The sequence below is a fragment of the Bradyrhizobium sp. LLZ17 genome (assembly GCF_041200145.1).
GTDB lineage: Bacteria > Pseudomonadota > Alphaproteobacteria > Rhizobiales > Xanthobacteraceae > Bradyrhizobium.
Genome location: NZ_CP165734.1, coordinates 6,855,710 through 6,868,376 on the forward strand (window position 1 = coordinate 6,855,710; position 12,667 = coordinate 6,868,376).

General features: G+C 64.8%; 8 protein-coding genes and 2 pseudogenes. 9 read left to right on the forward strand and 1 reads right to left on the reverse strand.

Annotation, left to right across the window (positions count from 1 at the left end; all coding sequences use genetic code 11):
* Positions 1-95 precede the first annotated feature (95 nt).
* The 9 genes and pseudogenes from murC (at position 96) to recN (ending at position 12,242) form a co-directional block, all read left to right on the forward strand.
* The gene (gene murC / locus AB8Z38_RS32880) at positions 96-1,499 is read left to right on the forward strand and encodes a UDP-N-acetylmuramate--L-alanine ligase (protein ID WP_369721731.1); all 1,404 of its coding nucleotides are present in this window, start codon (positions 96-98) and stop codon (positions 1,497-1,499) included.
* A 5-nt stretch (positions 1,500-1,504) separates the two neighbouring features.
* Positions 1,505-2,425: a UDP-N-acetylmuramate dehydrogenase gene (gene murB / locus AB8Z38_RS32885; protein ID WP_369721732.1), complete on the forward strand. Its 921-nt coding sequence runs from the start codon at positions 1,505-1,507 to the stop codon at positions 2,423-2,425.
* Between the two features lie 95 nt (positions 2,426-2,520).
* The gene (locus AB8Z38_RS32890; protein WP_369721733.1) at positions 2,521-3,507 is read left to right on the forward strand and encodes a D-alanine--D-alanine ligase; all 987 of its coding nucleotides are present in this window, start codon (positions 2,521-2,523) and stop codon (positions 3,505-3,507) included.
* Between the two features lie 351 nt (positions 3,508-3,858).
* Positions 3,859-4,894, forward strand: a pseudogene (locus AB8Z38_RS32895) (cell division protein FtsQ/DivIB).
* Complete coding sequence (gene ftsA, locus AB8Z38_RS32900; RefSeq protein ID WP_369721734.1) at positions 4,891-6,213, forward strand: cell division protein FtsA; 1,323 nt, start codon at positions 4,891-4,893, stop codon at positions 6,211-6,213. The pseudogene AB8Z38_RS32895 and the gene ftsA overlap by 4 nt, the downstream one beginning before the upstream one ends.
* An 87-nt stretch (positions 6,214-6,300) precedes the next feature.
* A complete protein-coding gene (ftsZ, locus tag AB8Z38_RS32905; RefSeq protein ID WP_369721735.1) occupies positions 6,301-8,079 on the forward strand; it encodes a cell division protein FtsZ in 1,779 nt (592 codons plus the stop codon).
* Between the two features lie 360 nt (positions 8,080-8,439).
* Positions 8,440-9,402 carry a UDP-3-O-acyl-N-acetylglucosamine deacetylase gene (gene lpxC, locus AB8Z38_RS32910; protein ID WP_369721736.1) on the forward strand — a complete coding sequence of 321 codons (963 nt, stop codon included), beginning with the start codon at positions 8,440-8,442 and terminating at the stop codon, positions 9,400-9,402.
* A gap of 242 nt (positions 9,403-9,644) precedes the next feature.
* The gene (locus tag AB8Z38_RS32915) at positions 9,645-10,544 is read left to right on the forward strand and encodes an outer membrane protein assembly factor BamD (protein WP_369721737.1); all 900 of its coding nucleotides are present in this window, start codon (positions 9,645-9,647) and stop codon (positions 10,542-10,544) included.
* Positions 10,545-10,568: 24 nt separating this feature from the next.
* The gene (recN, locus tag AB8Z38_RS32920) at positions 10,569-12,242 is read left to right on the forward strand and encodes a DNA repair protein RecN (RefSeq protein WP_369721738.1); all 1,674 of its coding nucleotides are present in this window, start codon (positions 10,569-10,571) and stop codon (positions 12,240-12,242) included.
* An 89-nt stretch (positions 12,243-12,331) separates the two neighbouring features.
* Here recN and AB8Z38_RS32925 read toward each other — a convergent pair.
* Positions 12,332-12,620: pseudogene (locus tag AB8Z38_RS32925) on the reverse strand (GIY-YIG nuclease family protein).
* Positions 12,621-12,667 lie beyond the last annotated feature (47 nt).

The following is a 12,667-nucleotide window of genomic DNA, read 5'->3' on the forward strand; positions in this document are numbered from 1 at the left end:
AGTAGCTTGGGATTCGTGGATGGCCGGGAGCACCTTGCGCAAAGACGCGCTTCGCGCTTATGCCCGGGCATGACGACGGAACGACGGAACAGAGCATGAGACTGCCGCGCGAGATCGGACCCATCCACTTCGTCGGGATCGGCGGGATCGGCATGAGCGGCATCGCCGAGGTGCTGGTCAATCTCGGCTACGCGGTGCAGGGCTCGGACGCCTCGGACAATTACAATCTCGACCGTCTGCGCAAGAAGGGCGCAAAGGTCTCGGTCGGTCACGCCGCGGAGAATGTCGATGGGGCCGCGGTCGTCGTGGTGTCCTCGGCGATCAAGCGCGACAATCCGGAACTGATGGCCGCGCGCGCGCAGCGCATTCCGGTGGTGCGCCGCGCCGAGATGCTGGCCGAGCTGATGCGGCTCAAAAGCTGCGTTGCGATCGCCGGCACCCATGGCAAGACCACGACCACCACGATGGTCGCGACGCTGCTCGACGCCGGCGGGCTCGATCCCACCGTCATCAATGGCGGCATCATCAACGCCTACGGCTCCAACGCGCGCCTCGGCGCCGGCGACTGGATGGTGGTGGAAGCCGACGAGAGTGACGGTACTTTTTTGAAGCTCCCGACCGAGGTCGCGATCGTCACCAATGTCGATCCCGAGCATCTCGACCACTTCAAGACTTTTGAGGCCGTGCAGGACGCGTTTCGGCTTTTCGTGGAGAACCTGCCGTTCTACGGCTTCGCCGTGATGTGCATCGATCACCCCGTCGTGCAAACCCTGGTCGGCAAGATCGAGGATCGCCGCATCATGACGTATGGCGAGAATCCGCAGGCCGATGCGCGGCTGGTCGATCTCACGCCGATGGGCGGCGGATCGAAGTTCAAGGTTGCGTTCCGTGATCGCAAGTCCGGCGCTGTGCACGAGATCGCCGATCTCATGCTGCCGATGCCGGGCCGCCACAACGCGTCCAACGCGACGGCCGCAATCGCTGTCGCGCGCGAGCTCGGCGTCTCCGATGATGCGATCCGCGCGGCGATCGCTGGCTTCGGCGGCGTCAAGCGCCGCTTCACCAAGACCGGCGAATATAACGGCGTTGCCGTGATAGACGATTACGGCCATCACCCGGTCGAGATCGCGGCGGTGCTCAAGGCAGCGCGCGAATCCACCAACGGCAAGATCGTCGCGGTGGTGCAGCCGCATCGCTACACCCGCCTGCAATCGTTGTTCGAGGAATTTTGCACCTGCTTCAACGATGCCGACGCGGTGATCGTCGCGGACGTCTATGCCGCGGGTGAGACTGCGATCGAAGGCATCGACCGCGATCATTTTGTCGCGGGCCTGCGCGCGCACGGCCACCGCGAGGTGATCCCGCTGCCGGCGGCGACTGAACTCGCGGGGATCGTCAAGGGATTGGCGAAGTCGGGCGATCTCGTCGTGTGCCTCGGTGCCGGCAACATCACGCAATGGGCGTATGCATTGCCGGGTGAATTGAAAGCGTTGGGGTGAGGGCGGTGGGATTTCCCGACATCACCCCCGCTCTCAAAGCCGCGATGCCCGAGCTGCGCGGCCGCCTGCTGGCGAACCAGTCGCTCGCTGAGCTGACCTGGTTTCGCGTCGGCGGTCCGGCACAGGTGCTGTTCACACCGGCCGATGAGGACGATCTCGCTTATTGCCTGGCACATCTGCCGAGCGACATCCCGGTCTACGTCGTCGGGGTCGGCTCCAATCTCATCGTGCGCGACGGTGGCATTGCCGGCGTTGTGATCCGGCTGGCGCCGCGCGCCTTTGGCGATGCGAGTGCAAGCGGTGACGTCGTCACGGCCGGCGCGGCCGCACTCGACAAGCGCGTGGCGGAAGTGGCGGCTGGCGCTGATATCGCCGGCCTCGAATTCTACTTCGGCATTCCCGGCACGATCGGCGGCGCGCTGCGCATGAATGCGGGCGCCAATGGTGGCGAGACTAAGGACGTGCTGATCGAGGCGCGAGGTGTCGGGCGCGACGGCACGAAGCATGTCTTCACCAACGCCGAGATGAACTTCGTCTATCGCAACAGCGGCGTCGATTCCTCCATCATCTTTACGTCCGCGCGCTTTCGCGGCGAGATCAGGGATCCTGATGCGATCCGCGCGCGCATGGCGGAGGTGCAGAGCCACCGCGAGACCGCGCAGCCGATTCGGGAGAAGACCGGTGGCTCGACCTTCAAGAATCCGCCAGGCCATTCCGCCTGGAAACTGATCGACGCCGCCGGCTGCCGCGGCTTGCGCGTCGGCGGCGCGCAGGTGTCCAAAATGCACTGCAATTTCCTGATCAACACGGGCGAGGCCACCGCGCACGACATCGAGACGCTGGGCGAGACCGTGCGCGAACGGGTGAAGGCAAACTCTGGAATTGAGCTACATTGGGAAATCAAGCGGATCGGGATTTCCCTCTAACAGTCATTCCGGGGGCGCGCAGCGCAACCCGGATCTCGAGATTCCGGGTCTGGTGCTTGCGCACCATCCCGGAATGACGAAATGCGAGGCAGCGAATGCGCATCACCATCCTCTTCGGCGGCTCCAATCGCGAGCGTCTGGTTTCGGTCGCCTCCGCACAGGCGCTGCATCAGGCGCTGCCCGAGGCCGATCTCTGGTTCTGGGATATCGAGGATAAGGTCCACACCGTTTCCTCGAAGCAACTGCTTGAACATGCCCGTCCTTTCGAGGACGAGTTCAAGCCGGGCACGCGCGGCATTGCGCTGGAGCAGGCGCTCGACCAGGCCAAGCTGGAAGATCGCGTGCTGGTGCTCAGCCTGCATGGCGGCCGTGCCGAGAACGGCGAATTGCAGGTGATGTGCGAGGCGCGCGGCGTGGCCTTCACCGGATCGGGTTCGGCCTCCTCGCATCTCGCCTTTGACAAGATCGCCGCCAAACGGTTTGCCGCCTTCGCCGGCGTGACGCCGCCGGCGAACATTGCGCTCGACGACATCGACGAGGCCTTTGCCGAATACGGCCGGCTGATCGCAAAACCGGCGCGCGACGGATCGAGCTATGGCCTGATCTTCGTCAACGCCAAGCAGGATCTGGTCGCCGTCCGCAACGCGGCGAAGCACGAAGAATATGTCGTCGAGCCCTATATTGCCGGTGTGGAGGCGACCTGCGGCGTGTTGGAGCGGCCGGACGGTTCGATCATCGCGCTGCCGCCGATCGAAATCATTCCGGGCGAAGGCAATTTCGACTACGCAGCAAAATATCTCTTGAGTTCGACCCAGGAGATCTGCCCCGGGCGCTTCACGGCGGAGGTCACGGCCGCGCTGAAGCAGCAGGCGATGCTGGCGCACCGCGCGATGTCCTGCACCGGCTATTCCCGTTCCGACTTCATCGTCTCGGACAAGGGCTTGGTTTATCTCGAAACCAACACGTTGCCCGGGCTGACCAAGTCCTCGCTCTATCCCAAGTCGCTGAAGGCCGAGGGCATCGCGTTCGTCGACTTCCTGCGCGGCCTGATCGAGCTCGCTGAGCGGCGGGTGCGGAAATAATTAGGATTGGTTAACGCGTCCAAGGGCGAAACGGCCCGGTTTGGCGGCCAAAACCGGTCAAATGCCGGACATCGCGGCATAAATGCCTCACAGGGCTGGGCAAAAAGCATCCCGCGTTAACGAACTTTACCTTTTGTTTACCAGGAAGTCCGAAGGTTAACGCTGGCGGCGCATATGGCGTTTTGGCTGCCGGCGCGTGAGCTGCTGCGGATCTGTCCGGCAGCAGCGAACGCTTTGAAGGGGAGAGGCTTCTTCTACCGAAGACCAGTACCCGGCCCGGCAAGTCCGAGACGTCATGTTCGCCAGGACCCGCGCGCGATGTTGCGGGTAAACTGTTGACGAGCTCGTGCAATGGATGGTGCAGGAAGCCTCACCCGATCACTTGTAAGATCGCTGAGGCCCCAAACTGACCTGAAGGCGGCCGCCGTTGGAGCGGTCGTGCTTCTGCGCGAGTGGGTGCAGGAAAAAGCGCCAGGAAAGACTTCACCAGAAGCGCGCCGGCGCCAAAGACAAAGTCAGGACGAAGGCCAAGCCCGTGATCGAGCGCACCCCGCCGCCGCGCATGGTCGCGCTGGTCGAGCGCTATTTGCCGCGCCGGGTCGGCATCGGCATGACCGTGCTGCTCCTGATCGGAAGCTGCGGCTTCGGTATCGTCAAGGGCGGCCACCTCCAGGATTTCATCGCCGCCGTCAGCGACGCGCGCAATGCGATGGCCAACTCCGCCGGCTTCCGCATCACCTCGGTCGTGATCAACGGCCGCAAGCAGCTCAGCCAGGACGAGATTCTGGCGATCGGCGGCGTCAGCGGCCGCTCCTCGCTGCTGTTCCTCGACGCCGACGGCGTGCGCGACAAGCTGAAGGCCAATCCCTGGATCGCGGATGCAACCGTGCTGAAGCTCTATCCGGGCCGGCTCATGATCGAGATCACCGAGCGCCAGCCGTTCGCGCTGTGGCAGGAGGGCGGTCGGCTCTCCGTCATCGCCGACGACGGCGCCCTGCTCGAACCCTATGTCTCGCGCCGGTTCCTGTCGTTGCCGCTCGTGGTCGGCAAGGGTGCCGACACCCAGGCGCGCGATTTCCTCGCGCTGCTGGCGCGCTATCCGCAAGTGAATTCGGTGACGAAAGCCGCGATCCTCGTCGGTGAGCGGCGCTGGAACCTGAGACTGAAGGACGGCCTCGACATCCGCCTGCCCGAGCAGGACGTCGGCAACGCACTTGCCGCGCTCTCCAGGCTCGACAAGGACGAAAAGCTGTTCTCCCGCGACATCGTCGCAGTCGACATGCGCCTGCCCGATCGTCTGGTGGTGCAGCTGTCCGATGACGCCGCCAAAGCGCGCGAGGACCTGTTCAAGGACAAGAAGAAAAAGAAGGCCGGGGACTCCGCATGACCGGTCTCGATCGCACCCAGACGCCGAAGACGCGCCAGATGCCGCACAAGCGCGGCGGTCTCGTCGCCTGCCTCGACATCGGCACCAGCAAGATCGCCTGCATGATCGCCCGGCTGAAGCCGTCGGCGCCGAGCGAAGCCTTGGGCGGCCGCACCCATGCGGTGGAGTTGATCGGTTACAGCCAGATCCAGTCGCGCGGCATGAAGGCCGGCGCGGTGGTCGATCTCGCCGAATGCGAGCAGGCGGTGCGTCAGGCCGTTGGCCTCGCGGAGAAAATGGCCAAGGTGCGGGTCGAGTCCGTGCTGCTGTCGGTCTCCGGCGGCCGGCTCTCCGGCCAACTCGTCGAAGCTGCAGCCGACATCCGCGGCGGCGCGGTGACGCCCGCCGACGTCAGCCGCGTTACCTCCACCGGCATGCGCCACGCCACCGGCGATGGCCGCACGGTGCTGCATGCACTTCCGGTCGGCTACACGCTCGACGGCGTCAAGGGCATTCGCGATCCGCGCGGCATGGTCGCGCGCCAGTTCGGCGTCGACATGAATGTCGTCACCTGCGACGCCATGGTGGCGCGCAACCTGATGCTGGCGGTGGAACGCTGCCACCTCAACGTCGAAGCCATGGCGGCGAGCCCTTATGTCGCCGGTCTGTCGGTGCTGACCGACGACGAAGCCGATCTCGGCGCAGCCGTGGTCGAGATGGGCGCGGGCACCACCACGATCGCGGTCTATTCCGGCGGCCGCTTCGTGCACGCGGCCGGATTTGCGGTCGGTGGGCAACACATCACGATGGATCTCGCGCGCGGACTCTCGGCGACCATTGCCGATGCCGAGCGGATCAAGACGTTATACGGAACGGTCCTCACCGGCGGATCGGACTCGCGCGAGCTGATGTCTGTACCGACGGCCGGTGACGAGCAGGATCTGCCGCAGATCGTTTCGCGCGCCACCATTGCCAACATCGTCAAGCACCGTGCCGAGGAAGTCTTCGAAATGGTTCGGGACAAGCTGAAGGATTCGCCCTTCGCTGCAGAGCCCAAGGGCCGTGTCGTGCTCTCGGGCGGCGCCTCGCAGCTCACCGGTCTCGTCGAACTCGGAACGCAAATTCTCGGCCGGCCCGTGCGGGTCGGACGTCCGCTCGGCTTTGGCCGGCTGCCCAACGAGGCGAAGAACGCCGCGTTCGCGGTGCCGGCCGGACTACTCGTCTACCCGCAATATGTTCACCACGAACATGTCGAACCGCGGCATACGCGGCAGCAGGTCAAGACAGGGACCGGCGGTTATTTCGGAAAGGTCGGACGATGGCTACGCGAGGGCTTTTGATGATTCCTTTCCGCAATTCCCGACTTTCACCAACTCCCGCGGCCGCCGGCCGGGGCGAACCCACGCGCGCGTGATCGAGAGGCAAACATGACCATCAGTATCAATGCTCCTGATATTCACGAACTGAAGCCGCGGATCACCGTGTTCGGCGTCGGCGGAGCCGGCGGCAACGCCGTCAACAACATGATCACGGCGGGGCTCCAGGGCGTCGATTTCGTGGTCGCCAATACCGACGCGCAGGCGCTGACGATGTCGAAGGCGCAGCGCATCGTGCAGATGGGCACGGCGGCGACGCAAGGACTGGGCGCAGGCTCGCAGCCAGTGGTCGGCGCGGCCGCGGCCGAAGAGGTGATGGACGAGCTTCGCGACCATCTCTCGGGCGCCAACATGGTGTTCGTCACCGCCGGCATGGGCGGCGGCACCGGCACCGGTGCTGCTCCCGTCATCGCCAAGATTGCGCGTGAGATGGGCATTCTCACTGTCGGTGTCGTGACCAAGCCGTTCCACTTCGAGGGCGGTCGCCGCATGCGCACCGCGGAAGCCGGCATCAACGAGTTGCACAAGGTCGTCGATACGCTGCTGATCATCCCGAACCAGAATCTGTTCCGGGTCGCCAACGAGAAGACCACCTTCGCCGACGCCTTCGCGATGGCCGACCAGGTGCTCTACTCGGGCGTCGCCTGCATCACCGACCTGATGGTCAAGGAAGGCCTGATCAATCTCGACTTCGCCGACGTGAGGGCGGTGATGAAGGAGATGGGCAAGGCGATGATGGGTACGGGCGAAGCCTCCGGCGACAAGCGCGCGCTGACCGCCGCCGAAGCCGCGATTGCCAACCCGCTGATCGACGATAGCTCGATGAAGGGTGCCAAGGGCCTTCTGATCTCGATCACCGGCGGCAAGGACCTCACCTTGTTCGAGGTCGACGAAGCCGCGACCCGCATCCGCGAGGAAGTCGACCAGGACGCCAACATCATCGTCGGCGCGACCTTCGACGAAGCGCTCGACGGCCTGATCCGCGTCTCGGTCGTTGCCACCGGCATCGAGCAGGCCGCGATCGCCCGCAACGCCCAGGCCACCAGCGCTCCGGTTGCGAATCCGGCACCGCAGGCCCAGCAGGCGCCGGCGCCTGCTGCTGCTGCCGAGAGCCGCCTCGCCGACCTGACGGCACGGCTCCGCGCCGACAACCAGCGCCTGGCGGATCGTGCCCAGAAGCTGGAAACGCAGACCCCGGCCGGCGCGCCCGCGCCGCGTCCCAATGTCGAGCGTGCGGCGCTCGCGGCGATTGCCGCCGCCGTCGCGGACGTCCCGCACGCGCCTGCGCCGATGCAGACCTATGGCGACGTCACCGTGCGTCCGATCGCGCAGAAGCCGACGCTGTTCCCGGAGCCCGATCAGGTGCCGACGGCGGTGCATGAGCCGATGATGCCGGACACCTTCATCCCGCCGCAGGCCGAGCGCGCGCCCGTGCGTGCCCCGCGGATGCCGCGCCTCGAGGAACTGCCGATGCCGGCGCAGGCCGAGATTCGTCAGGCCCGTGGCGAAATGGAGGAAGAGACTCCGCAAAAGACCCGCCTGTCGCTGCTGCAGCGCCTCGCCAATGTCGGTCTCGGCCGTCGCGACGAGGAGACCGAGGCGCCGGTCGCAGCCCGCACCACCGGTCCGGCGATGCCGGCGCTGCCCGAGCGCAAGCCGCAGCGGTCGGTTGCGCAGCAGATCGCAGCCAGCGAGCCGGTGTCCGAATATGCCCGCCGGCCCGCACCGCAGGGTCTCGACGCCCATGGCCGCCCGGCACCTGTTGCGCCGGCGCCACAGGGAGACGACCATCTTGATATCCCGGCCTTCCTGCGGCGTCAGGCGACCTGAGGATTGTTACAACAAGGCGGACGAAAAAAGGTCCCGGCGGGAAGCTCGCCGGGACCTTTCCTTTTGATCCGTGCATATCCGGGTTGTTCGCTCAAGCAACTGATTTTAAATCATTAATTACCTGTTCGGTGTTTCAGTAAAGCTGCCGATAACGGTCCCGAACTCCGGCGCAATTTGGTTAAGCCTTGGCGCGAATACGGCAGGTTTGGGGTAACAATCGGTAAAAAACCGTGAGTTGGCGCTGTTTGGGGCAGTGACTATGGTCTGGCGTGACTTGGGGATACGGATTCGGACGGTCGGCCTTGGCCGGTTAGTCGGGCTTTGTATAAGTCGCAGTTGGTCGTGGTGGGGCGGTTCCTGATGAAATTTAGCCGGCAAACAACGCTTCGTGCGCAAGCCTCCGTGGCCGGCGTCGGCGTTCATTCCGGTCTTCCCGTCACTCTCACGCTTGGACCTGCACCTGTCGATGCAGGTTTTATTTTTGTCCGCACCGGCCTTGAGGGAAGTGACCGCGAAGTTCAGGCGACCGCCGAGCAGGTGATCGCGACCGATTTCGCCACCGTCCTCGGTGATCGCAGCGGTCCGCTGGTCTCGACCGCCGAGCATGTGCTGGCTGCGCTGCGCGGCATGGGCGTCGACAACGCCATCATCGAGATCGACGGTTCGGAAGTACCGATCATGGACGGCAGCGCCGCCGCGTTCATCGCGGCGATCGATCAGGCCGGAATCGTCAGCCAGCCGGCGCAGCGCCGGTCCATCCAGGTCTTGAAGCCGGTTTCGGTCAGGATCGGCGACTCCTTCGGCGAGATCCGGCCGTATGCCAACGGGTTCCGTGCCGAGGTCGAGATCGATTTCACCAATCCCGTCATCGGCCAGCAGAGCTACGCCTTGGACCTCAACCCGGAGCGTTTCCGCCGCGAAGTCGGCCGGGCCCGGACGTTTGGCCTGATGGGCGATGTTGCGCGGCTCTGGAGCGCGGGCTATGCGCTCGGCGCCTCCTTTGACAACACCGTCGTATTCGACGACGAGCGGCTGCTCAATACCGAGGGCCTGCGCTACGCCGACGAATGCGCCCGCCACAAGGTGCTCGACGTGATCGGCGACCTCGCGCTGGCCGGCTTGCCGCTGCTTGGCGCCTACCGCTCGGTGCGCGGCGGTCACAAGCTCAACCATGCTGTCCTCACCGCGCTGCTCGCCGACCGTACCGCCTGGCGGGTGGTCGAGGGCGAGGCGGCCCGCCGCACCACGCGTCCGGTCGTCGAGGTCGGTAGCGGCATGGTTGGCGGCCGGATCGCCGCGGCCTACGGACCGGACGTTTCCTGAACGATCTGGTATGGCAGCCGTTCGGCTACTGCTGTCCCCGGGAAACTCCTGGTAACGCTGATCGGCTAGGATTGCGGCACGTTCGCCTTAATCCGGGCGGAATGGCTGCCTATCCCATTGGTTAACGATCGTTTTTCGGTTACATCGGCGTGGTCGCATGGCAGGCACCACGGTTATGCTCGCGCTCATGACGGGGTCATGGGCCGGCGGGCACCGCATCACAGGGCGCAGGTCTTAAATTCATGTCGGCACAGCGTATGACGCGTGGATATCTCTCGGGTTGGCCAAAGGCTTCGATCAGCGCCCGTGCGCTGCTCCAGGCTGCGACCTTCTTCTTGCTCGCGCTGCCGCTTGGCGGCTGCGGCACCGGCGCGCTCTGGGACAAGTTCACCGCCAAGGACGACACTTTCGTCGAGGAGCCCGCCGACAAGATCTACAATGAGGGCCTGTACCTCATGAACGAAAAGAAGGACATGAAAGCGGCGACCAAGAAGTTCGAAGAGGTCGACCGCCAGCATCCTTATTCCGAATGGGCGCGCAAATCGCTGCTGATGTCGGCCTATGCGTCTTATCAGGGCGGCGACTATGATAGCTGCATCGGTGCGGCCACCCGCTATGTCACCCTGCATCCCGGCAGCCCGGATGCGGCCTACGCGCAGTACCTGATCGCCGCCTCGCATTACGACCAGATCCCGGACATCAGCCGCGACCAGGGCCGGACCGAGAAGGCGATCGCCGCGCTGGAAGAGGTGAACCGCAAATATCCGAACTCGGAATATGCAGTCTCCGCCAAGGCCAAGATCGAAGGCGCCCGCGACCAGCTCGCGGGCAAGGAAATGAATGTCGGCCGCTATTACATGCAGAAGCGCGACTACACGGCCGCGATCAACCGCTACAAGGCGGTGGTGACCCAGTATCAGACCACGCGTCATGTCGAGGAGGCGCTGTTCCGGCTCACCGAGGCCTATATGGCGATCGGCATCGTCGGCGAGGCGCAGACCGCGGCCGCCGTGCTCGGCCACAATTTTCCTGACAGCCGCTGGTACAAGGACGCCTATAATCTTGTAAAATCCGGCGGTCTCGAACCGAGCGAGAATCAGGGGTCCTGGATGAGCCGGACCTTCAAGAAAATCGGTCTGTAGGTCTCGGCCAGGAACTGAATTCCCATGCTGGCGCGTCTGTCGATCCGTGACATCGTCCTGATCGAACGGCTCGATATCGAATTCGCCTCCGGCCTTGCGGTTTTGACCGGCGAGACCGGGGCGGGCAAATCCATCCTGCTCGATGCCTTTGCGCTGGCGCTCGGCGGTCGCGGCGATGCCGGCCTCGTCCGTCACGGCTTGGAGCAGGGGCAGGTCACTGCCGTATTCGATGTCCCCAAGAATCACCCCGCGACCAAAATTCTGGCCGAGAACGGCCTGGAGGATAATGGCGAGATGATCCTGCGCCGGGTCCAGCTCGCCGATGGCCGCACCCGCGCCTTCATCAACGACCAGTCGATCAGCGTGCAGACGCTGAAGGCGGTCGGCGCCGCACTGGTCGAAATCCATGGCCAGCACGACGAACGCGCGCTGGTCGATGCCGCCACCCACCGCCGCCTGCTCGACGCATTTTCCGGACTGGAGAAGGACGTCGCGATCGTCGAATCGCTGTGGGACGCGCGACGCACTGCGAACACTGCGCTGGAAGAGCATCGCGCCGGCATGGAGCGCGCCGCGCGCGAGGCCGATTATTTGCGCCATGCCTCCGACGAGCTAAAGCAGCTTGCGCCCAGGGACGGTGAGGAGACCTCGCTCGCCTCCCGCCGCACCACCATGATGCAGGGCGAGAAGATCGCCTCCGACCTGCGCGAGGCGCAGGAGGTCGTCGGCGGGCACAATTCGCCGGTCGCGGCACTCGCGGCCGCAGTGCGCCGGCTGGAACGCCGCGGCGTCAACTCGCCTGCGCTGGTCGAGCCCGCGGTGAAGGCGATCGATATCGCGATCAACGCGCTGGAGGAGGCCGATCAGCATCTCCAGGCCGCCTTGGCTGCGACCGATTTCGATCCGGGCGAGCTCGAGCGCATCGAGGAGCGGTTGTTCGCGTTGCGCGCCGCCTCGCGCAAATATTCGACGCCGGTCGATGGGCTCGCCGCGCTCGCCGCCAAATATGCCGCCGATGTCGTGCTGATCGATGCCGGCGCCTCGCGCCTGAAGAAGCTGGAGCAGGCCGCGATCGAGGCCGATGCGCGCTATGCCGCCGCCGCCAAAAAACTGTCGATGGCACGGCAAAAGTCCGCCGAGAAGCTCAACAAGGCCGTCAATGCCGAGCTTGCCCCGCTCAAGCTCGAACGCGCGAAATTCATGACCCAGGTCGAGACGGACGAGAGTTCGCCGGGGCCTCAAGGGTTCGACCGCGTCGAGTTCTGGGTGCAGACCAACCCCGGCACCAAACCGGGTCCGCTGATGAAGGTCGCCTCCGGCGGCGAGCTGTCGCGTTTCCTGCTGGCGCTGAAGGTCGTGCTGTCCGACCGCGGCTCGGCGCCAACCCTGGTGTTCGACGAAATCGACACCGGCGTCGGTGGCGCGGTCGCGGACGCCATCGGCGCGCGGCTCGCGCGGCTTGCCGGCAAGGTGCAGGTGATGGCCGTGACCCACGCCCCGCAGGTCGCCGCCCGCGCCGACCAGCATCTCCTCATTTCCAAGGATGCGCTGGACAAGGGCAAGCGCGTCGCCACCCGCGTCAATGCGCTCGCCGCCGACCACCGCCGCGAGGAGATCGCGCGAATGCTGGCAGGGGCGGAGATCACGGCCGAGGCGAGGGCGGCCGCGGACCGGCTGCTCAAGGCGGCGACGGCGTAGCTTTGTCGTTCCGGGGCGATGCGAAGCATCGAACCCGGAACCTCGAGATGTGAGTTCGGCCTTGCGGACCGGCCCCCGGAATGACGGAGTTAATTGCAGATCGACTCGTAACGGATCATGCCATTTCGGATTGTCTTTCTCGATCAGTTGAATCTTCCAGGCACGCTTCCACTTCTTCAGTTCTTTTTCGCGCGTTATCGCCGAGACCGGATCATCATAAGCCTCGAACCAAACCAGCTGCGTGATGCTGTATTTCGCCGTAAAGCCCGGAACTGCTTTGATTTGATGCTCATAGACACGGCGTATGAGGTCATTGGTGACGCCGACGTAGATTGCTCCGTCGCGCCGGCTTGCTAGGATGTAGACGTAATACGCCATGACTTCCGAGCCCTTCCCAATTGTCGTTCCGGGGTGCACGAAGTGCG

What these genes read in the sequence shown, in the direction of transcription:
- ftsA (WP_369721734.1), top strand. Translation starts at nt 4,891, where the DNA reads ATGACCGGTCTCGATCGCACCCAGACGCCGAAGACGCGCCAGATGCCG.
- AB8Z38_RS32915 (WP_369721737.1), top strand. Translation starts at nt 9,645, where the DNA reads ATGTCGGCACAGCGTATGACGCGTGGATATCTCTCGGGTTGGCCAAAG.
- lpxC (WP_369721736.1), top strand. Translation starts at nt 8,440, where the DNA reads ATGAAATTTAGCCGGCAAACAACGCTTCGTGCGCAAGCCTCCGTGGCC.
- AB8Z38_RS32890 (WP_369721733.1), top strand. Translation starts at nt 2,521, where the DNA reads ATGCGCATCACCATCCTCTTCGGCGGCTCCAATCGCGAGCGTCTGGTT.
- murC (WP_369721731.1), top strand. Translation starts at nt 96, where the DNA reads ATGAGACTGCCGCGCGAGATCGGACCCATCCACTTCGTCGGGATCGGC.
- recN (WP_369721738.1), top strand. Translation starts at nt 10,569, where the DNA reads ATGCTGGCGCGTCTGTCGATCCGTGACATCGTCCTGATCGAACGGCTC.
- ftsZ (WP_369721735.1), top strand. Translation starts at nt 6,301, where the DNA reads ATGACCATCAGTATCAATGCTCCTGATATTCACGAACTGAAGCCGCGG.